Here is a 20624-nt window from a genome sequence, read left to right on the forward strand (position 1 = left end):
CAACAGACGAACGCTCCAAAAGCGCAGAAGAGCGCCGTACTGCGTAGCATGTGAGTCCACGCCTGCCATTCTCGGCATAGCCGCCTTGAGTCCAAGCGGCGCCGCCCGATCAACGGCGGTACTCGATGCGGCGATTGCCCTATCGTCATATGCGCGCTGATGTTCTTCGTTCTCAACTATGCGCTGGAGAGGGGCACCGTACGCGACTGTGCCCCTCTCTATTCTCAGCTGTGATGCATCATCGGCGCGAGGTCAGTTGCACCAGGGGGTTCCGACCGTGCACTTGTTGCTTTGAGAAGCCGGCGCGCTACAGTCTGCGCAGCAGATGTTTTGGTGTGTAACGCAGTCTTCGCATCGGACTGTGGACGCCAGTCGTCCGACGCTACTAAGGTTGCTGCCAATCGGTGCGAAGGTCACAAGTGCCAGTCCGGTCGTCACGGCGATGAGCTTACTGAGCATGTCGCTCCTCCTGAAAGCGAGTGGTTGCCCGAAGCTTGAAGGGTGAGTTCGTGTCGTCAATTCGCAGAACCGCAAATGTTGTTCGTTCCGCGCAATACCGAGTTCTACTGCACGTTCCGCAGCTGCATAACGACGCGGAGGAGAGCAGCGGAAAGTCCACCATTTTGGAGCGCAGATCCCGGCGATTGACCCAGATGGCGGCGAAAGTGGCTCGACCACGAGCTGGTGGATTGATGACCACTTGTGGCCGCGACTGCCTTTTGTGACTTACCGGCGACTTCAAGGGCCCACAGGGAATGGAGGGCGTGAATCGTTCCAATCAAGGCGCGAGGGGTCATGCCAGTGTCTCGTTTGATACGCCACTCCAAGGTGCGGGGCGGGATTCCGGAGAGCTGGCTCAGGCGATCTACTCCGAAGCGTCGATGTCCGGCGACAATGAGAAGCGCGAGGAGATCAACGGTCGGCACCGTTAGGCCTCGCAAGAGAGCACGGGCGAGCTCGTAGGCTGAGCCGTTCGCAGCGACCGCGCCTCCCGGAACCGCAGCGTCAGAGATGGGTTCCACCTCGCGGAGGGACAACCGAGCGGAGGGCAAATGGTCGGCGACCACGAGAAGGAGACGCGCGAGACCGATGGACGCGCGCACGCGAAATGTCACGAAGGTGGCTGAGGCTATTCCTCGCACGGTCTGCCCAAGCAAGACAAGATCCTGCTCGTCCCGTGGGGTGACGTCGGCGACGAAGTGCGAGGAGCGTTCGAGTGTCAACTGCGTCCGCAGATCGGAGAACGTTGCGACAAAGGTTAGCTGGCTCGCCGTGGGCCGAAGCTGCTGCAGGACACTACGTTCCTCGGGGGACTCTAGATAGGCCACAAGGCGAGCACCCTCACGTCGCGAATGTCCCACAGCCACCTGCTCGAACGTCATGACAACGCGCGCGATGTCGAGCGCTCGTAGAGCGGCCATCTTCCGCCCACGTGCGCGAGGGCGTCGCGATAGCAACGCCGATCCTCGTGCTCGCCAAGTCTCACGAAGGGCAGGACGAAGGTATCTCCCATCCTTACCGAGCCATTCGTGTCGGCCACAGCAAGTGCAAGTGCGACCTCTGCCGTACGGCATTTTGATTCGGGGATGCCAGTCGTCCAGACGCCGTCTCACAGACTGCAGGCGACGGGCAAGTCGGGCGCTCGCTCGACGGAGGAACGCGGCGCACGATGCGCCATCCCTTCGTCACTGGACACTAGGGTTACCCCTAGTCTGCACGCACGGCGGAACCAGAGCAGCCGCGGCAGTAGTTCTTGCGTGCTCGGTACAGAGAGCCGCACGAGGCTTGCGACGCGGCTGTGCGGTCCGATTGCTATCTCGGCGCGCTAAACGCTCAGCTCGGCGCTGCCTTCAGTTACGCCTGCCTAAGCGCCCGCGCGACGATGTACTTGGGGAGCGCGAACTCGCGCGCCAGCTGAACGAGCTCGCCGTCGGGCCAACGCCCGTTCGGCTGCAGCTGGTCCGCCGAGCGCGCCGCGAGAGCCGCCACCTGATCTGAGCCCCCCCGCTTTCGTGGACACCTCCCATCGACCGACTATCGTTCGGGTACGGAGGTGACATATGGGACGGAAGCGACGCGCGTTCAGTACCGAGTTCAAGGTGGAGGCGATCCGGCGCGCGGGTGAGCGCCGGGAGCGGGGCACGGCCCTCACGGTGATCGCGCGTGAGCTGGGCATCACGGCCGACCTGCGGCGGCGGTGGACCCGCGAGCTCGGCGATGCGTCGCCTCAGGCGGTGACCAGTCGACAGGAGTTCGAGGCGGAGAATCGCCGGTTGCGGCGGGCGAACGACGTGCTGCGGCAGGAGCGCGACTTCGCAAGAAAGAACGGCGGCGTACTTCGCGAAGGAACACCGGTGAGCGCGAAGTACGCCTGCATCGCCGCGCATGCCGACGCGTTCGCGATCACGCGGATGTGTCGGGTGCTGGGCGTGAGGCCGACGGGGTACCACGCGGCGCAGCGGCGGCCGCCGAGTGCCCGGGCGCAAACGGACGAAGCCGTGCTCGTCGCGAGTCGCACCGTGCATCGGCGGCGTCGGACGCGCTATCGCGCGCCGCGCGTGCACGCTGAGGTACGGGCCGAGGGCCACCGCGTCAGCCGCAAGCGGGTCGCGCGGTTGATGCAGACCGACGGACTGGCGGGGCGCCGGCGCCGACGGTTCGTGCGCACCACCGACGCGCGGCATGGCCTCCCGGTCGCCGCCAACATCGTCGCGCGCCAGTTCGCGCCGGCGACGATTGGGGCGCCGGATCGGGTATGGGCGAGCGACATCACGTACCTCCCGACGCCTTAGGGGTGGCTGTATCTCGCGGTTATCCCGGATCGAGCCACCCGGGGGGTGGTGGGCTGGGCGACAGCGTCGACGTTAGGCGAGACGCTGGTGCTGACGGCGTGGCACCAGGCCGTCGTGGCGCGTCAGCCCCCGCCGGGGCTCGTGGTCCACTCGGATCGCGGCCGTCAGTATGCGGGTCGGGCGTTCCAGGCCGCGCTCACCGCGGCGGGGGCCGTGCCCAGCATGAGCCGAACCGGCGATTGCTGCGACAACGCCGTGGCGGAACGCTTCTTCGCGACGTTGAAGGGCGAGCGGGTCCCCGACGCCGCGTGGCCCGATGCCCGCGCGGCGTGGCGGGATCTGTGCGCGTTCATCGAGGTGTGGTACAATCGGCAGCGACGGCATTCGACCCTCGGGTACCGGACGCCCGCCGAGTACGAGACGGTCCTCCGCACCAAGGGCCGAGCAGCCTAACCGAGGTGTACACGAAAGCGGGGCAAGCCTAATCCGCGGTGATGCACGTGTACGCTGGCCTCTCGCGCCCCTGCGCGTCCCGTGCGTTGCGAGTGTTTGGCGTGCGCGTGATAGGCGCTGGGCGTGCGACGCGAAACTTCACCAGCGCGACGTCGCCGAGCTCGCACTGTTGCTCCCTGCATGACCGTCCGGGAAGAGGGGAAACGCCACGAACTTGGCTGACCTCGCGCCACACCCGTGTACGAACGGCGCTATGGATAGCGCGCGTTAGTACTCGTGTAGTGGTTCACCGGAAACCGCACTTTCGGGCGATCTGAGCGAATGACACGCTTCCCTCGACCGGCGAGTGGCCGGGACGCGAAGGGAGGCATGCCATGAGTGAGCAGACGGGCCGGGTGAGGCTGGGGCCGCGCGCGAAGGGGCGGCAGTTCACGGCGGATGAGAAGCTCAACGTGCACTGCGTACAGCCGCTACGTGGTCCACTGGGAGCTGTTGACGACGATGCGTGCGAGCGACGTGCGGCTGGTGATCCAGTAGGCCCTCGAGGTCACGGGGGCCGCGCGACGATTGGTGAGGGACGTCGGGAGCCAGTTCACCGCCGCAGAATTCAAGTGCCTGGTGCGGCGCTTCTCGGTGGAGCACATCCGGATCCGGACGTATCATCCGGAATCGAACGGCCTCGTGAAGCGCTCTCATCGCGCGACGCGGGAGGCCCTGTGTTGGTTCAGCGAGAGTATGACGGGTGGGGCGGGTGTTTAGTGTAGCACCGCGGTGTGACGATCGCTCCGGATGCACGGGTGGACGACGTGTGGCGCCGGGCGGCGCGCGCCGCTTCGAGCTGATGACCACGGCGATGCGCTACGTGCCGCAACGGCCGCTCGTTGCCCCACCCCTCAACGAAATACTCCACCCGTGCAGGTGGCGTATTCGAGGGAGCACATCGAAGCGGAGGGCAAGGGATTCGAACCCCTAAGTCCTTGCGGACGCCGGTTTTCAAGACCGGTGCAATAGCCATTCTGCCAGCCCTCCCGACTGACGGATAATGGCCATGTGAGAGGCGCCGGGCAACAGGGCGGACAAACGGGGCGGGCTGTCGGCGAGCGGCCGATCGCCGCATCTTCTCGCCCCATGATGACCCGTACTGCCATCGTGCGCTTTGCTCCATTCGCTCGCCTCGTCGCGTGTGTCGCGCTAGGCGTGGCCCTTTGGCCCGCACGAACCACCGCGCAGCAACCGGCGCGCGCACGCGCGTGGGAAGGGACGCTCACCCTCCCCACCTACGACGAGGGAGCGCCCGACCCGAACGCCCCCTTCGATCTCCTGCAGCCGGCGGGGCGCCCCAACTATCCGTACACCATCCGCGACGTCCTCACCGATCGCCGTCGGCCGCGCGCGTGGCGCGCCCTCTTCCTGGAGAACGAGTTCCTCAAGTGCTCGGTCCTCCCCGATCTGGGGGGGCATCTGTACTCGTGCACCGACAAGGTGAACGGGGAAGAGATGTTCTACGCCAATGGGGCGATCAAGGTCTCCAATATTGCCTATCGCGGCTCGTGGGCGGCGTTCGGCATCGAGTTCAACTTCCCGGTCTCGCACAACTGGATGACGACGTCGCCCGTGGACTTCGCGCTCCGCGAGGAGCCGGACGGGAGCGCCTCGGTGTGGGTGGGAAACGTCGACCGCCCCTACGGGATGCAATGGACGGTGCAGCTCACGCTGCGCCCCGGCAGCGCGTTGTTGGAGCAATACACGACGCTCTACAACCGGAGCGACGTGCGCCGGCGCTTCTACTGGTGGACCAACGCCGGCGTGCGGGCGCATGACGACACGCGGATCCTCTATCCGATGAAGTTCACCGCGTCGCATGGCTTTGCCGACGTCGACACGTGGCCGGTCGACGCGCGGGGGACGGACAACTCGGTGCTGAAGAACCACATCTACGGCCCGGTGTCGCGCTTCGCGCACGCCAGCCGTGAGGGGTTCATGGGGATCTGGCACCCGCGCACCAACGCCGGCGTGGCGCACTATGCCCTGAGCGAGGAGCTGCCGGCCAAGAAGATCTGGTCGTGGGGGGTCGATGCCGACGCGCTCGATTGGCGGCGGCAGCTCTCCGACGACTCCAGCGCCTACGTGGAGATCCAGGCGGGGCTCTTTCGCGACCAGGAGACGTACGGCTTTTTGCAGCCGCAGGACCAGGTGTCGTTCCACGAATACTGGATGCCGCTGCGGGGGCTGGGGGGGCTCACGCGGATGAACCCGAACGGCGCGTTGCACCTGGAGCGTGTTCCCCTCGGCAAGGACTCGGTGGAGCTGCGCGCCACGGTGCAGGTCACGCGCACGGTTGCGGGTGCTCGCGCCACGCTCTCGCTGGGGGCGACAGTCGCGTTGACGACGAGCGGGCTCACCCCGGGTGAGCTGGTGCGGCTGTCGACGCGCGCCCTGGCCAGCGCACCGCCGGCCACCTTCACGCTGCGCGACGGCACCGGAGCCACGCTCCTGCGCCAGGTGGAAGGGGTCTACGACTTCCTCCCCGACTCGCTCGTCAGGCGCGGGAAGCAGCCGGTGGCGACCTGGCCCGCCGCGGCTGACCGGCGCGAGGGGGACTGGCTCACCTTCGCCGAGGACCGCGAGGTCAACGGCGACATGCTGGGCGCGTTAGGCGCCTATCGAGCCGGGCTCGCGGTGAATGCGCGCGACCTGGCACTCCTCCGCGCCACGGCGCGCCTCGAAGTGACGCTGGGCTTCCATGCCGCGGCCCAAGGGCATGCGAGTGCCGCCCTCGCCTTGCAGCCGGCGGACCACGAGATGGCGTACTACCGCGGGCTGGCACGCCTGGCCATGGCCGACACGGCGCGCGCGCGCGTGGACTTCGAGCTGGCACGCCAGTATGGCCCGTTGCGGCCGGCGGCGATGCTCGCCCTGCAGCGCTGCGGCCCCGCGGCGAACGACGATGCGCTCGCCTGGGCCGGGCGCTTCGCCGCCGACTCGGGCGCGACGCCATCGGCACGCCTGCGCGACATGCGGCTGGTCGCCGCCTGGCAGGGCGCGCGCCCGGTTGCGCCTGGCGACGCACCCCCGACCTCCGTGCGCGAGGACGCACAGGCCAACGCGCGCGAGTTTCCCACCGGCAACCTCGCGCGCTGGCTCAACCGCCAGCTGGCCGGCGGCGACGACGCGCTCCTGGTGCACCTGGCGGGCGACCCGCAGCGCATTCTCGACATCGCCGACGCGCTCCTGGACGCGCACGCCAACACCGAGGCGGCGGCCCTCCTCGCCACGCGCTGGCCCGACGATGCGCGCGTGGTGCGCGAGGCGGGGATCCCGCATCCCAACCGGCACCCGATGGTTTGGCTCTACCGCGCCTTTGCCGCACAGCGCGCGGGGCTCGACCCCACCGCCGCCCTCGACACCGCCGCGTCGCTCCCGCTGGGCTACGTCTTCCCCAACCGGGCGCGCGAGCGCGAGGTGCTGGCGTGGGCTGAACGCCTTCGCCCGCGCGACCCGTCGATTCGCTACCTGCAGGGGATGCTCGCCCTGCAGGGCGGCGAGGTCGAGCGCGCGATCACCCTGTGGCAGTCGGTGGTCGCGGAGCGCCCCACCGGGATCCCCGGTCTCTATCGCAACCTCGGCGCCGCCGCGCTCATCGCCGGCAACACGGCGCTCGCAGCCGACATCTTCGCCAGGGGGACGTCCGCCGAGCCCACCAACGCCGCCGTCTGGGTGGGGAACGACTCGCTGTTGCAGCTGACCGGCGCGTCGGCCGCCGCGCGTGCGGCGCAACTCGATCGGTATCCCGACAAGGCGGGGATGCCGACCGCGCTGGTCTATCGCTACGCGCGACTCCTCGCCGCCGCCGGCCGCTTCGACAACGCCGAAGCGCTCTTCGCCGACCGCTTCTTCTCGCGCGTGGAAGGGGGGATCAATCCGCGTGGCGAGTGGATCAACGTGCGCCTGGCGCGCGCCGAGGCGCTGGCGAGTGTAGGGAAGTGCGGGGAAGCAAACGCGATCGTGCGGGGGCTGGGTCGAGCGGTCCCCCGCCTGGCGTTCACGCGCGATGGGATGGGGGAGCAGGTGGGGCGCGCGGAGAACGTGAATCGTGTTGGTGGGGTGCGTGCGCGGTGTGGGGGAAGGGGGTAGGGCGGACGGGAGACGGGAGACGGGAGACGGGAGACGGGAGACGGGAGACGGGAGACGGGAGTGCGCGCGGCGGGGCCGCGCGCTGGGGGGGGCGGGGGCGTGTGAGCGGTTGACTCTCTCCCGTCCCGCCAGAAGCGCGAACCGATCCCGAGCCATCCACCACCAGCGCCCACTCCCCCCAAGGGTGCCGCGCAGCGGCCACCCCACCCTCAGCGCTGCCGAAAACGCGAACGGCGCCTAACGGCGCCGTTCGCACTCCCGTCCCCCCCCAGCCTTCGCTGGGGCAAGCTTTCCCCCGTCCCCCGTCCTAGTTCTTCCGTGTCGTGTCCTTCGGCGCCACATTCAACGGCACCGCCGGCTTCACATCCCCTTGCATCGGCGTCGGCGCCGACTGCTGCAACGCCTCGAAGTTGAAGAACTCGGCGATGCGCGTCGACTGGGCGACCTGCTTGGCCGCGTCGAGCGCCTTGTTTGCACCTGCCGGGTCGCCGATTGCCGTGAGGACGTCGTGCATCATGAAACCGGTCGACACATAGAGCGCCGGGATGCCCACCGAGGCCTTGTCGGGCCACCCGCCCTTGCGCACGAACGACTGCTGCCCCTCGAAAACGTTCTCCCAGAGCGCCTTGCTGCGCTGCACGTCGACCCATCCCTCGCCCGGGACGAGGAGCGTGTCCTTCGACGCCATGGGGGCGTGGTCGAGGAGGCGACGCGCCAGCCCCTGCGTCACCAGGTACTCGTCCAGTCCCAGTTCGCGCCCGTAGCTCCCGGAGGTGCGCGAGAAGTAGATGGGACGCCCCGGGTTGTCCTTGATGATCTGGAGCACGAAGTAGTCGGCGCGCGTGAGCAAGCGCGGCGGGATCTTCGTGCGCAGGCCGTAGCCCTCGAACACCACCGTGTCCGGAAGCTCGAAGTACAACGGGACCGAGTCCGCCTGCTGCAACGTCATCTTTACCGGCGGCCCCGAGGGCTTCTTCCAGTTCCCGCCCTTGTAGATCGCCGGCCCCTTGGTGGCGTCGTAGTCGCGCACCGGGTTGCGGATCAGTTGGCGCGTGTACCAGTCGGTGTTGAGGAGCGACGTGTTGGCGACCACGACGTCGGGCCGGATCCCCTCCACCTCCTGCGCATACCACAGCGGGAAGGTGTCGTTGTCGCCGACCGTCACCAGGACGCCGTACGGCTCCACCGAGTTGAGGAGGTCGTGCGCGAACTTCGCCGTGGTGTCGTCACCCTTGCGCGTCGCCGCGCTCCAGTTGCCTACCAGCGGAAAGAAGGCGATGCCCAGCACCGGCGTCGCCATCAACCAGCTGCGCTTCCTCGGGAGGTCGAGCGTCTCCTTGCCGAGCTTGACCTGCTCGCTGCCTAACAACGCGGCCACCGATTCCCACACGAAGGCCAGCCCCAGCGCCGCCCATACGGACCACGCCGAGAAGCTCCAGAGGTAGAAGTAGTCGCGGTCACGCACCTCTCGCTCGACCGCATCCCCCAGTTCCGGCGCCTGGGAATAGCCGTAGCGGAAGTTGAGGTACTTGATGAGCAGGAGCGTCATCGTGAACATCAGCGGCCCGAAGAACCAGAACGACTGGCGGTCGCGCTTCCAGTGCACCCACCCGCCAAAGAGGCCGAGGACGAGGTACAGCGCGGCCAGGACGCCTTGCAGCGTCTGGTGCTCGCCGTACGGGTCGCGCCACCACTGCCACTTGAAGTACATCCAGTACATCGAGACCTGGGCCGGATAGACACGGCTCGGGTCGTTAGGGTCCGGGGCGCCATACTGCCCGCGGTTGAAGTTGTAGACGAAGCGCTCCCACGTGACCTTGTCGAAGGTGCACTTGGCGGTCAGCTCGGTGGTGCAGGCGGTCGGCTCGCCCTCGGCGATGGCCGGGAAGTGCGCGGCGCGAATGGGCTGCGTGGCGAACGGCGTCATCCCGAACAGGACGGCACCGACGCAGGCCAGGATCAGCTTCCAGCGGAGAATCGTCCTGGGGCGGCGGACCATTACCGCAAAGGCGAAGGCCGGGGCGGCGAGGAAGCCCGCCATGTGGTTGGAGAAGCCGAGTCCCAGCAGGTAGGCGATGAGGACGAGGAGCTTGTCCGCCTTGGGACCGTCCGGGTCATCACACCAGCGCACCGTGAGCCAGGCGACGACGGCGACGCCGATGAGGGCGACGGTGTAGACCTTCTCGTTGACGACCGACTGCGACCAGACCGTGAACGCCGTGGCCCCGATCAGCGCCGCCAGACCGCCGCCGACGATGCGCTGCCACCGTTCGCTGAACCACGAGACGAGGACGCGCTCGGTGATGAGGAACCACATCGCCGCCGACGAGGCGGAGCAGAGCGCGGCGAGGATGTTCACCTTCATCGCCACGCTCCCGCCGATGGGGAGGATGGAGAAGACGCGCCCGAGGAGGACGAAGAAGGGATTGCCCGGCGGGTGCGGGAGCCCGAGGATGTACGCCGCCGCGATGTACTCGCTCGTGTCCCACATGGCCGTCGAGGGGCCGATCGTGAGCATGTAGAGCGTGAAGACCAGGGCGCCGGCGATCGCCGCGGCCAGGTATGAGGGGCGGTAGTCGAGCTCTGTCTGGGACATCAATCTCTAACTAGAAGACGAGAAGACGAGAGGACGAGAAGACGAGGGGCCTGCCTCAGCGAAGGCTGGGGCCTGCAAGACGAGAATCGGCGGTCTCGTCTCTTGGGCACGGGACGGGGGGGGAGCGTTGCCCGTTCCGGGCGGATTTTGGCTCCTCATGCAGCCGGGAAGGATACCCTCGGTCCCCCGGCGTTGGAAGGCAGTCCGCCCCAGCACCGCCGTCTGCCCCGCTCTCGTCGTGAAGTCAGGCCCCTCGTCTTCTCGTCCTCTCGTCCTCTCGTCCTCTCGTCCCCCGGCTAGTGGCGAAAGAGTCGCTGCCCCGTGAACACCATCGCGATCCCTTTCTCATTCGCGGCTGCAATCACCTCGGCGTCGCGCACCGAACCGCCGGGCTGCACGATCGCTGTGATCCCGGCCTCGACCACCACGTCGATCGAGTCGCGGAAGGGGAAGTAGGCGTCCGATCCCACCACCGATCCGGCGGTCTCGAGCCCCAGGCTCCGCGCCTTGTGAACCGCCATGAACGAGGCGTCGACGCGCGACATCTGGCCGGCGCCAATTCCCACCGTGGCGCCGTCGCGCGCCAGGACGATGGCGTTGGACTTGACGGCGCTCACCGCCCGCCAGGCAAAAAGGAGGTCGATGCGCTCCTGCTCGCTCGGCGAGCGCTCGGAGACGACCGTCCACTCGCCGATGCCTAACGAAGCCGGGGGACGATCCTGCAGCAGGAAGCCGCCGCGCACGCGCTTGAAGTCGAGCGACCCCTCGCGCCACGTGGCCGTCCCTTGCAGGAGGCGCAGGTTCTTCTTCCGCCCCAGGATCTCCACCGCCTCCTCGCTGAACGAGGGCGAGACGATGCATTCCACGAACAGCGACGAGATGGCCTCCGCCGTCTCGGCGTCGACCGGGACGGTGAAGGAGATCACGCTCCCGAAAGCCGAGACCGGGTCGCAGGCCAGCGCCTTCTTGTACGCGTCGAGTGCGCCCAGCCCCGTCGCCAATCCGCACGGCGTGGTGTGCTTGATGATGGCGCACGCCGGCTCTCCCGCGAACGGATCGGTGGCCAGCAGCGCCCCTTCGAGGTCGAGGAAGTTGTTGAACGAGAGTTCCTTTCCTCCCCTCTGCACGAGCCCCGCCAGCCCCTCGCCTGCACGCTCGATGTAGAAGGCGGCCTCCTGCCCGGGGTTCTCGCCGTAGCGCAACGTCTGCTTGCGGGTGACGGCGATGGGGACGACGTCGGGGAAGTGGTCGCCGCGCTGCTGGGCAAACCAGGTGGTGATGGCGCTGTCGTATGCCGCGGTGTGCGCGTAGACCTTCTCCGCCAGGCGCCGCCGCAACGCCGGGTCGCCAGCGCCCGAGGTGATGGCCTCCAGCACCTTGGCGTAGTCGCTCGGGTCCACCACGACCCAGACCGCGGCGAAGTTCTTTGCCGCCGAGCGCAGCATCGACGGGCCGCCGATGTCGATGTTCTCGATCACTTCCTCGGGATGCACGCCGGGTTTGGCCGCCGTCTCGCGGAAGGGATAGAGGTTGACGCAGACGAGGTCGATCGGGTGGATGTCATGCTCGGCGATCGCCGCCATGTGCTCGGGGAGGTCGCGTCTGGCGAGGAGCCCGCCGTGCACCGCCGGGTGCAACGTCTTCACGCGTCCGTCGAGCATCTCGGGGAACTGGGTGACGTCGGAGACATCGCGCACCACGAGGCCTGCCTCGCGCAGCGCGCGCGAGGTGCCACCGGTGGAGACCAGGTCCCACCCCGCGGCCACGAGGGCGCGGGCGAAGTCGACCAGTCCGGACTTGTCGGAGACGGAGAGCAGGGCGGTAGGCATGGGGGCAACGACGGAAGAGTCGTGGAAGGATTGGCGAGGAAGTCGCGTTCCCGGTCGCGCTAGCCGAGGAGGGCGTTGATCCCTTCGGCCGCGGCGCCCGGGTCGGCGCGCAGGGCAAAGTGCGTGGGGGCGAGGTGGCCCGGCGCGCCGTGGACGCGCCCATCGTCGCCTAACGTGATGACACCCGCGGCGAGCTGCTGCACCACACGCGGAAAGAGCGCGTGCTCCACGGCCAGGACGCGGCGGGCGAGCGTCTCGGCATCGTCACCGGGAAAGACCGGGACCGGCCACTGCGCGATGATGGCGCCGTGGTCGTACTCCTCGTCGACGAAGTGCACCGTGGCCCCGCTCACGCGCGCGCCGTGCGCCACCACGGCTTCGTGCACGTGGTGCCCGTACATCCCCGGACCTCCAAAGGCGGGGAGCAGCGCCGGGTGGACGTTGACGATGCGCCCGCGATAGGCGCGCGTCACCTCGGCGGGGATCATGCGCAGGTAGCCGGCCAGGACCACCAGGTCGATGCCGTGATGCGCCAGGAGGGCGAGCATCCCGTTGCTGCGTTGCTCGCGCTCCATGGCCAGGGCGGTGATGCCATGGCCGCGGGCACGCGCCAGCGCCCCTGCCGACGCGCGGTCGCAGGCGACGAGGACGATCTCGCCCGGGCGCGCGGCGCCAAGGGCGGTGAGGTGCTCCTGGATCGACTGGAAGTTGGACCCGCCCCCCGAGGCGAGCACGGCGATCTGCTTGCGCATGGCGCCGCATGTTAACGCAGGCGTTGGCCGGGGAGTAGAGTTGACCGGGCCGAGCTGAGGTTCGTGGAGCCTCAGATTCTCACGATCACGCACCCGCGGGGCGCCGCGATGGGTATGACCCTCAGCCTCGACCCTCGCCGGCCGCCGATTCCCTTCGCGTCCATGCACTCATCGAGTGTCAATTCATGCTTGCCATGCGAGTATGCGGCAACCCGAGTGGTCCCATCATTTCGAGTGCGTGCGGAACCGGAAGTTTCCCCGACGAGCGCTTGTCGACCTCCCAAACTGCCGATTCGGCGACGTGCCCGTCGGAAACGCTGGCCACAAAGATCTCATCGCAGGTGTCCTGCGCCGTGCTTCACTCGCGAACCAGCAGTTGCGGCGGGTGCTGGAGTCCAGGTGTCGATACATCATGCGTTGCTCGATATTCGGGCGCGGAGCGTGTTGAATCCGTGGCCTGTTCCTTCGGCATCAGAGTACTAGGGAATCCGTTTGCAGCTGAGGCTGCATCGGGCAGGTGCAAAGGCAGCTTGCGTCTTGGGGTGACGGCCGTACTATTGGCGCTCGCTGGACATCATCCTGCAGCGTTCCACGCAATTCGACATGCAGTTTCGATGACACCACGGCTGCGACCATCGTGCGATTCAGGAGATCCTGCGCCGCGTTGGACTCTACGCCTCATGCGTCTACTCTTCCCGTATCTAGTGTCCGCCGTCGCCGCCTGCGGCGACTCGGCGCCCGACGCGGGGTCGCACTCCTCACGAGTTCTGTGGCGCCTGCCGTTCGCACCGAATGAGCTCTTCTCATGGGGAGGAGTCCCCGCAGTTCGCGATGGGAGGGCGTACTGGAAGACGATGAATGGACTACTCGCCTTGGATATGATCTCAGGCGAGCGGCGATGGACAACGCCTCTCCCGATTCGCAGTCTGCAGGCTCCGAACGTACTGTGGCACGATGGGTTGCTTGCCATCGCCGACTGGTGGGGTGTGACCGTAGCCGATGCTGAGACCGGAACGGTGGTCTGGACCGCCGCGGACACGACGAGGCGGCACGATACCTTTCTCGATGCACGTGATGGAACGCTGTTTCACTTTCTTACGTCGGACTCGAATCGCCCTGGCCCCTACCTCGGTGTTCTGAAGGCTGTCGATTTGCGGACAGGTACGCCGAGGTGGGAGCAGGTACTGCTGCGCCATGAGACCTTTTCTGTACTGCCCCAGGGTGTCGTGATCGAGGGCGACGCGGTGTATGCGGTGGGGAGTCGCAGTCTGAGCGCCTCAGGGCACCTGAAGACGATCTTCGTCAGCGCGTTGCGTAGGATTGACGGCGCGTTGCTCTGGCACGCCGAGCTTCCGGGCGAGTTCCACGCGGCATCAACCAATGCGACGATCTTCGGATCCCTTCTCCTATTGGGCGACGGTTTCGGTTCGGGATTCCTGGCACTGGACCGCACCGATGGACACGAAGTGTGGAGGCTGTCGGGCGAGTCGGGATTCTACGGACCCACCTACGCGCCGCTTGTGCGGGACGGCATCGGATACGGCGTGTCCAGCGACCGACACGCGTACGCGTTTGACGCGGCCACGGGACGTCAGCTTTGGACGACGAAGCTTCCCGCGAGCGCGCACCAGCTCGCGCTTTGTGGCCGGTTCCTTCTGGTCGAAAACCAGGCAGTGATGCTTCTGGATCGCACGAGTGGCGCCATCGTTGATTCGCTCCTGACGAACCCCGATGGCAGTGAGATCCCGAGCAGCGGTTTCGCTGTCTCGGATCGCATCGCTGCCATCAGCACAGACCGGGAGATTGTAGGGTTCTCCTGTGAGTAACATGACCGAGGGGCACGGCTCACATGGGCAGTTCAGCTGATTGCGAACTCGCGTGTGCGTGGCGGGCGCCCGAATCGGGCAGCCCCCGCGGGGTCATGGCCACCGGGCGTGCCGCGCGAGAGGCAAGCGCCGCAGACGTATTCACCCCTCGCTCGCCGCAATCCACTCCTCGATCGCCTCACCCAGCGTATGCGCCACGTCCGCATGCGTGCGCGCCCAGTGCACCTCGCTGAACGGCGTCGCCGGCGACGGAACGAGGACGCCGATCCCGCCCAGTTCGAGCGCCGGCTCCACATCGCGCCGGCGATCGCCGACATACAGCGAACGCGTGAGGTCGATGCCATGGTCGCGCGCGGCGCGGAGGTACATGCCGGTGGCGGGCTTGCGGCAGTCGCAGGCCCCGGAGACCGAGGGGTGGTGCGGGCAGTGATAACTGTCGTCGAGGCGTGCCCCTGCGTCGGCCAGGAGCTGCGTGAGGCGGCGCCGTGTTGCCTCGTACTGCGCTTCCGTCAGGAGCCCCTGTGCGATCCCGCTCTGGTTGGTGACGACGATGGCCAGCAGCGCGCGCTGGTTGAGCGCGATGATATGCTGCGCCACGTCGGGAAGGACGCGCACGCCGTCGGGATCGGCCAGATAATGCGCGTCCTCGATGAGCGTGCCGTCGCGGTCCAGAAAGGCGGCGGGGCGGAGCGTCATGCGGCGCTCGCGGTGAGCGTGTCGCGCAGGGCCTGCGCGAGCGCGCCGTCGAGCGACGGGGGGATGGAGCGCAGGTCGAGGAGGAGGCGGTCGCGCTCGATGCGACCGACGATCGCGGTGGCGCCGTGCCGCAATGCGGCGTCAAGGGCGGTGGCGTCGCCGTCGAGCGCCAGCGCGGCCGACGGGATGCGCGAGGAGGGAAAGGCGCCGCCTCCGACAGTTGCAACGCTGTCCACCACTGCCGCATTGCAGCCGGCGACGCCGGCGGCGCGCACCGCCTCGCCCAGGGTGGCGACGCGCGCGCGCACGACCTCGAGCGGGGCGGTGAGCATGGCGAGCGCGGGGACCTCGCGCACGGCGCGCGCCGGGTCGCGGTAGAGCGCCAACGTTGCCTCGAGCGCGGCAAGCGTGAGCTTGTCGACGCGCAGCGCGCGGCACAGCGGGTTGCGGCGGCACGCCGCCACCGCCTCCCCCTTGCCGAGGATGATCCCCGCCTGGGGCCCGCCCAGGAGCTTGTCGCCGCTCATGAGCGTGAGGGTGGCGCCGTCGCGCACCACGTCGGCCGCCAGCGGCTCGCCCGAAAGCCCAAAGGGGGAAAGATCCACCATCAGCCCGCTCCCGAAGTCGTGAATGAGCGGAATGGCCTGCTCGGTGGCGATGGGGGCCAGGTCGCGCAACGACGCCTCGGCCACGAAGCCGGTGATCTCGAAGTTGGAGCGATGGACCTTGAGCAGCGCGCCGGTGCGGTCGCCTAACGCCGCGCGGTAGTCGTCGGCGTGCGTGCGATTCGTCGTCCCCACCTCGCGCAGCACCGCACCGCTGCGCGCCATGATGTCGGGAACGCGGAACGATCCGCCGATCTCCACCAGTTCGCCGCGCGAGATGACGGCCTCGCGGTGGCGGGCAAAGGTGTTGAGGGCGAGGACGAGCGCGGCGGCGCAGTTGTTCACCACGATGGCGTCCTCGGCACCGGTCAGCTCTCGCAGCAGCGCGACGCTGTGCACATACCGCGAGCCGCGGCGCCCCTCGTCCACGTCGTACTCCAGGTTGCACGCGCCGCTGGCCGTGCGGGCGATGGCGTCGAGCGCCACCTGTGCCAGCGGGGCGCGCCCCAGGTTGGTGTGCAACACAACCCCGGTTGCGTTGAACACGGCGCGCAGCGATGGACGCTCGAGGTTCGACAGCGCGCGCGCGACGCGCGCATTCCATTCGTCGTCGGCCGCGGGGGCGCTCGCGCGCCCCTCGCGCACGTCGGCGACCACCCGGCGTGCCGCCTCGGTGAGCAGTGCGGCGGGAGCGTGCGCGCCCAGCGCTCGCACGGCGTCGCGGGCGAGGAGCGAGCCGATGGCGGGAAGTGCGCGTCGTGCGTCGCCCATGCGTGCCTAACGCAGCAGGTGGCGCAGGCGCGCGTCGAGCGCGCCGCGCGCTTCTGGCCCGCCGGGCGCGCCGACGGTATCGCGCGCGGCGGCGCTGTCGGCCTTGGCCTTGCCCCCCGCTTTCGTCGTGTCCTTCTTCGTCGTGTCCACCTTGGGCTTGGGCGTGCTGAAAACGCGCTCCGACGAACGCCGGCGCCGCAGGAGCGACGGAAGCTCTACCGCGCGAATGCGGTACTGGGTCCCGGGGGCGAGCGGCGCCGCGGTGGTGATGATCAACTCGTTCACCGGCGACGGCTTGCTGGGCTTGGGCGGTGGTTCCTTGGCGACCGTGTCGCGACCGGTGAGTCGGTCGATAGCCGAGTCGATCTGCGCGCGGCGCGGCGGGAGTGTGCGGCGGTTGGTGGGGGGCGGGGGCGGGGCGGGCGCCTTGGCGCTGTCGCGCTTGGCAGAGTCGGCACGCGACGAATCCTCCTTTGCCGCGCGGCGTAGCGAGTCCTGGATTGCCTTGGTCTTGCGCCCTCGCTCCTGCGCCAGGTCGTAGGCCTGGCGCGACTGCGTGCGGGCGATGGCCACGACGCTCGAGTCGCGCTTCTTGAGCGAGAAGTGCGACGCGTCGATGACGAAGGCGGTATCGAGCGCACGATCGAGCTGCAGGCGAATCGTCATGGAGTCCATCAGCGTCACCGTCTGGATCCCGACGCCGATGGTGTCGTGCACGTACGCCAGGATCTCGCGCCGCGCCGAGTCGACGAGGGCGACTTTCATCGTGTCGTACAGCTCGCGCGGGTCGAGGAGGCGGTTCTTGTTCTGGTCGATGATGCCGCGCAACAGGTACTCACCCACCGGGAGGTTGGCGAGGTCGAAGCGCCCCAGCGAGTCGGCCAGCGTGAGGTAGCGCAGCGAGTCCTTCGACGTGGGGATGGGGAAGGCCTCGATGAGCGCGAGCTGTCCCGGCTTCTCGCTCTGCCAGTCGAAGATGTTGCCGCGGATGTGCGCCTTGGCAATCACCGGCCCCGTGGAGAAGACAAACTCGCGGGTGACGGAATCGACGTTCCCTTCGAGGTCGGTGAGCCCCGGGAGCATGCGCACATGATACGTCGTGTTGGCGCGGAAGCCTCCCTTGGGCGAGACGGCGATGAAGTCGCGGCGCCACGACACGCTCGGCTCACCGTACGAGGGCGAGATGAGGAAGAGTCCGGCGAGTGAACTCGCGCCCATGGGGCGCTCGTTGATGACCTTGTCGAAGTCGAAGGCAATGCTCCCGCCGCGAACGTTCACCGCATTCGTGTCGGGGCGCATGCGCAGGATGCGGGGCGGGTCGTAGGTCTCCGGCCCGCCTGGCGGCGTGCTGGCCGACGCGCAGGCCAGCACACCGGCCAGTACGCCGGCCAGCACCGCGAGCGGGAAGGCGCGCGCGGCTACCCGCACAGCGCGGCCACCTTGCTGGCGAGCTGCTCGCGCCGCGCCGTCCACTCCTGCTCCTTGCGCCGTTCGCCTTCCACCACGTCGGGCTTGGCCCTGGCGATGAAGTTCTCGTTCTGCAGCCGGGCGCGGAGCCCCGTCAGCTGCTTCTCCAGTGCGTCCAGCTCGCCGGTCAGTCGCGCGCATTCCTTCTCGAGGTCGATGGCCCCCGCCAATGGGAGCACTATCTCAGTACCATCGGAAAGGACCTGATGTGCCGCCGCGCCGGCCGGGGCGGCCTCGGCCACGCTGAGCGTGCAGCGCGTGAGGCGCTCGATGAGCGCTCCCTCGCCGGCGAAGATCGCGCGGGAACCCGCACCCGGGATCACGACCCCCTCGAGCTGCTTTCCCGGGTTGATCCCGTACTCACCGCGCAACTGGCGCACCGCGGAGACCGCCTCGATGACGCGGGCAAACTCGTCAGGGCGTCCGGGGTGGCTCGCCGTGGTGGGCCACGCCGCCGTGCAGACAAAGGTTCCGTTCACGTGCACCGGGAGCTTCTGCCACAGCGCCTCGGTCACGAAGGGAACGATCGGGTGCAGCAGCCGCAACGCCTGGTCAAAGGCGTACACGAGCACGGCGCGCGCCACGTTGCGGTCGTCGCCCGGCGTCGAGAGGCGCCCCTTGACCGATTCGAGGTACCAGTCGGCCAGCTCGTTCCAGACGAAGTTGCGCGCCGCCTCGGTGTACTCGTTGAGGCGCAGCCCGATGTAGCGCTCCTCATCCTTCCATCGCGTCCCGTTCGGGCGCGCCGGCCCCAACGCTGCGTTGCAGGCGTCGATGGCAACGTTCAGCCGCCCCAGGATCCAGGCGTCGGCGCGCGTGAAGTCGTTGACCGGGATCGCATCCAGCGCGAGCACGTGGTCGTCGCCAACGTTGGTGAGCAGGAAGCGCCCGATGTTCCACAGCTTGGTGACGAAGTTGCGCCCCGGGGCAAAGGAGCGCTCCAGGTCCCTGGGGTCGAGGATCGTGTCGGCGCCGAGCCCCATACCGGCAATCACTGTGTAGCGCAGGGCGTCGGCACCGTACAGCCCCACCACGTCGAGGGGATCGATCCCGTTCCCCAGCGACTTGGACATCTTCACGTGGTTGGTGTCGCGCACCGTCCCGTGCAGGTACACGGTATGGAACGGCGCCTCGCCCATGAAGGCAAAGCCCGTCATGATCATGCGCGCCACCCAGAAGAAGAGGATCTCCGGAGCGGTGACGAGGAGGTCGGTGGGGTAGAACGCCTTGAGGTCGGGGGTGTCGTCTGGCCAGCCTAACGTGGAGAACGGCCAGAGCCCGGAGGAGAACCAGGTGTCGAGCACGTCCTCGTCCTGGCGCACCGCGCCCGAACAGGCGGGGCAGCGGTGCACGTCCTCGCGCGAGGCGGTCACCTTGCCGCACGCATCGCAATACCAGACGGGGACGCGGTGCCCCCACCAGAGCTGGCGCGAGATGTTCCAGTCGCGGATCCCCTCCAGCCAGTTCACGTACACCGCTTCCCAGCGCTCGGGAAGGATGCGGATCTCCTTCTCGCGCACGGCGCGCAGCGCCGGCTCGGCGAGCGGCTTCATCTTCACGAACCACTGCTCCGAGAGGCGCGGCTCCACCACCGTGTCGCAGCGGTAGCAGCGCCGCACCGAGTGCGCATGCGGCTCTATCTTCACCAGTCGCCCCAGCGCCTCGAGGCGCCTGACGATCTCCTCGCGCGCGGCAAAGCGATCCATCCCCGTCATGTCCTCGGGGACGCGACCGCCGGCGTCCATCACCTCGCGCAGCTCGCCCGTTGGCGTGAGAATCACCGGCATGGCCAGCGAGTGGCGCTGCCCCACGTCGAAGTCGTTGGCGTCGTGCGCCGGCGTGATCTTCACCGCGCCGGAGCCGAAGGCAGGGTCGGTGTAGTCGTCGGCGATGATCGGGATCTCGACATTGGCGATGGGGAGCCGCACCGTGCGCCCGATGAGGTCCTGATACCGCTCGTCGTTTGGGTTCACCGCCACGGCCACGTCTCCCAGCATCGTTTCCGGGCGCGTGGTGGCCACCACGATGAAGCGCGGCTCCTCGTTGGCGTTCACCTGCGTGATGGGGTAGCTGATGTGGTACAGCTTCCCGTTCGCGTCATGGTGCTCCGCCTCCTCGTCCGAGAGCGAGGTGAGGCAGCGCGGGCACCAGTGAATCACGCGATGCCCGCGGTAAATGAGCCCGCGCTCGAACAGCCGCACGAAGGCCTCGCGCACGGCGCGCGACAATTGCGGCGAGAGCGTGTACGCGGTGCGCGTCCAGTCGGCCGAGGCGCCAATGGCGCGCAGCTGCGACAGGATCGTCCCGCCAGTCTCGTTCACGTGCTGCGCGGTGCGCGCAACGAAGGCGTCGCGCCCGAGGTCGAAGCGCGTCAACCCCTCCTTCGCCAGCTGCTTCTCCACGACGTTCTGCGTGGCGATTCCGGCGTGGTCGGTCCCGGGGACCCACAGCGCCTCGTCGCCGCACATGCGCCGCCAGCGGATCACGACGTCCTGCACCGTGTTGTTGAGGCCATGCCCCATGTGCAGCACCGCCGTCACGTTCGGCGGCGGGATGACGATGGTATAGGGCTCGCGATCGCCCGCCGCGCGGCGCGATCGCTCGGCGCGCGCGGTGAAGACGCCGGCGTCCTGCCACTGCGCGTAGAGCTCGCGCTCGGTCGCCGCGTGGTCGTATTGCGGGGGAAGTTCGGAGGTCGACATG

12 protein-coding genes and 1 tRNA gene are annotated in these 20624 nt (G+C 68.2%); 4 read left to right on the forward strand and 9 right to left on the reverse strand.

Features of this window, described 5'->3' with window-relative positions:
• Positions 1-563: 563 nt before the first annotated feature.
• Positions 564-1382 carry a helix-turn-helix domain-containing protein gene (locus IT359_05430; GenBank protein ID MCC6928419.1) on the reverse strand — a complete coding sequence of 273 codons (819 nt, stop codon included), beginning with the start codon at positions 1380-1382 and terminating at the stop codon, positions 564-566.
• 717 nt (positions 1383-2099) lie between these two features.
• Between IT359_05430 and IT359_05435 the strand changes: the two genes are divergently transcribed.
• Entirely contained in the window at positions 2100-2792 is a 693-nt protein-coding gene (locus tag IT359_05435) for an IS3 family transposase (GenBank protein MCC6928420.1), read from the forward strand.
• 6 nt (positions 2793-2798) lie between these two features.
• Entirely contained in the window at positions 2799-3245 is a 447-nt protein-coding gene (locus IT359_05440) for a DDE-type integrase/transposase/recombinase (GenBank protein ID MCC6928421.1), read from the forward strand.
• 946 nt (positions 3246-4191) lie between these two features.
• On the opposite strand, the gene IT359_05445 is transcribed toward IT359_05440, so the two are convergent.
• A tRNA-Ser gene (locus IT359_05445) sits at positions 4192-4274 on the reverse strand.
• 99 nt (positions 4275-4373) lie between these two features.
• Here IT359_05445 and IT359_05450 point away from each other — a divergent pair.
• Positions 4374-7379, forward strand: coding sequence for a DUF5107 domain-containing protein (locus tag IT359_05450; GenBank protein ID MCC6928422.1), 3006 nt, complete (start codon positions 4374-4376; stop codon positions 7377-7379).
• 307 nt (positions 7380-7686) lie between these two features.
• Here the strand turns inward: IT359_05450 and IT359_05455 are convergent, their stop codons facing one another.
• From IT359_05455 to purN, 3 genes are all read right to left on the reverse strand, one after another.
• Complete coding sequence (locus IT359_05455) at positions 7687-9975, reverse strand: DUF2723 domain-containing protein (protein ID MCC6928423.1); 2289 nt, start codon at positions 9973-9975, stop codon at positions 7687-7689.
• 296 nt (positions 9976-10271) lie between these two features.
• On the reverse strand, positions 10272-11804 hold the full coding sequence (gene purH, locus IT359_05460; GenBank protein ID MCC6928424.1) for a bifunctional phosphoribosylaminoimidazolecarboxamide formyltransferase/IMP cyclohydrolase: 1533 nt from the start codon (positions 11802-11804) through the stop codon (positions 10272-10274).
• A gap of 59 nt (positions 11805-11863) precedes the next feature.
• Positions 11864-12556 (reverse strand): phosphoribosylglycinamide formyltransferase, encoded by a 693-nt coding sequence (gene purN / locus IT359_05465; GenBank protein ID MCC6928425.1) that lies wholly within the window; start codon positions 12554-12556, stop codon positions 11864-11866.
• A 704-nt stretch (positions 12557-13260) separates the two neighbouring features.
• On the opposite strand from purN, the gene IT359_05470 reads away from it, so the two are divergent.
• On the forward strand, positions 13261-14382 hold the full coding sequence (locus IT359_05470) for a PQQ-binding-like beta-propeller repeat protein (protein ID MCC6928426.1): 1122 nt from the start codon (positions 13261-13263) through the stop codon (positions 14380-14382).
• A gap of 141 nt (positions 14383-14523) precedes the next feature.
• On the opposite strand, the gene IT359_05475 is transcribed toward IT359_05470, so the two are convergent.
• From IT359_05475 to IT359_05490, 4 genes are read right to left on the reverse strand one after another with little or no spacing between them, the layout of a single operon-like run.
• Positions 14524-15078 carry an HAD family hydrolase gene (locus tag IT359_05475; protein MCC6928427.1) on the reverse strand — a complete coding sequence of 185 codons (555 nt, stop codon included), beginning with the start codon at positions 15076-15078 and terminating at the stop codon, positions 14524-14526.
• Positions 15075-16454: an L-seryl-tRNA(Sec) selenium transferase gene (selA, locus tag IT359_05480; protein MCC6928428.1), complete on the reverse strand. Its 1380-nt coding sequence runs from the start codon at positions 16452-16454 to the stop codon at positions 15075-15077. Before selA ends, IT359_05475 begins: the two co-directional genes overlap by 4 nt.
• A gap of 6 nt (positions 16455-16460) precedes the next feature.
• On the reverse strand, positions 16461-17882 hold the full coding sequence (locus tag IT359_05485) for an Ig-like domain-containing protein (GenBank protein ID MCC6928429.1): 1422 nt from the start codon (positions 17880-17882) through the stop codon (positions 16461-16463).
• Positions 17873-20623: a valine--tRNA ligase gene (locus IT359_05490; protein MCC6928430.1), complete on the reverse strand. Its 2751-nt coding sequence runs from the start codon at positions 20621-20623 to the stop codon at positions 17873-17875. Before IT359_05490 ends, IT359_05485 begins: the two co-directional genes overlap by 10 nt.
• Position 20624 lies beyond the last annotated feature (1 nt).

This window comes from Gemmatimonadaceae bacterium (assembly GCA_020852815.1).
GTDB lineage: Bacteria > Gemmatimonadota > Gemmatimonadetes > Gemmatimonadales > Gemmatimonadaceae > SCN-70-22.

What these genes read in the sequence shown, in the direction of transcription:
- IT359_05430 (MCC6928419.1), bottom strand. Translation starts at nt 1,382, where the DNA reads ATGACGTTCGAGCAGGTGGCTGTGGGACATTCGCGACGTGAGGGTGCT.
- IT359_05450 (MCC6928422.1), top strand. Translation starts at nt 4,374, where the DNA reads ATGATGACCCGTACTGCCATCGTGCGCTTTGCTCCATTCGCTCGCCTC.
- IT359_05455 (MCC6928423.1), bottom strand. Translation starts at nt 9,975, where the DNA reads ATGTCCCAGACAGAGCTCGACTACCGCCCCTCATACCTGGCCGCGGCG.
- purH (MCC6928424.1), bottom strand. Translation starts at nt 11,804, where the DNA reads ATGCCTACCGCCCTGCTCTCCGTCTCCGACAAGTCCGGACTGGTCGAC.
- purN (MCC6928425.1), bottom strand. Translation starts at nt 12,556, where the DNA reads ATGCGCAAGCAGATCGCCGTGCTCGCCTCGGGGGGCGGGTCCAACTTC.
- IT359_05475 (MCC6928427.1), bottom strand. Translation starts at nt 15,078, where the DNA reads ATGACGCTCCGCCCCGCCGCCTTTCTGGACCGCGACGGCACGCTCATC.
- selA (MCC6928428.1), bottom strand. Translation starts at nt 16,454, where the DNA reads ATGGGCGACGCACGACGCGCACTTCCCGCCATCGGCTCGCTCCTCGCC.
- IT359_05490 (MCC6928430.1), bottom strand. Translation starts at nt 20,623, where the DNA reads ATGTCGACCTCCGAACTTCCCCCGCAATACGACCACGCGGCGACCGAG.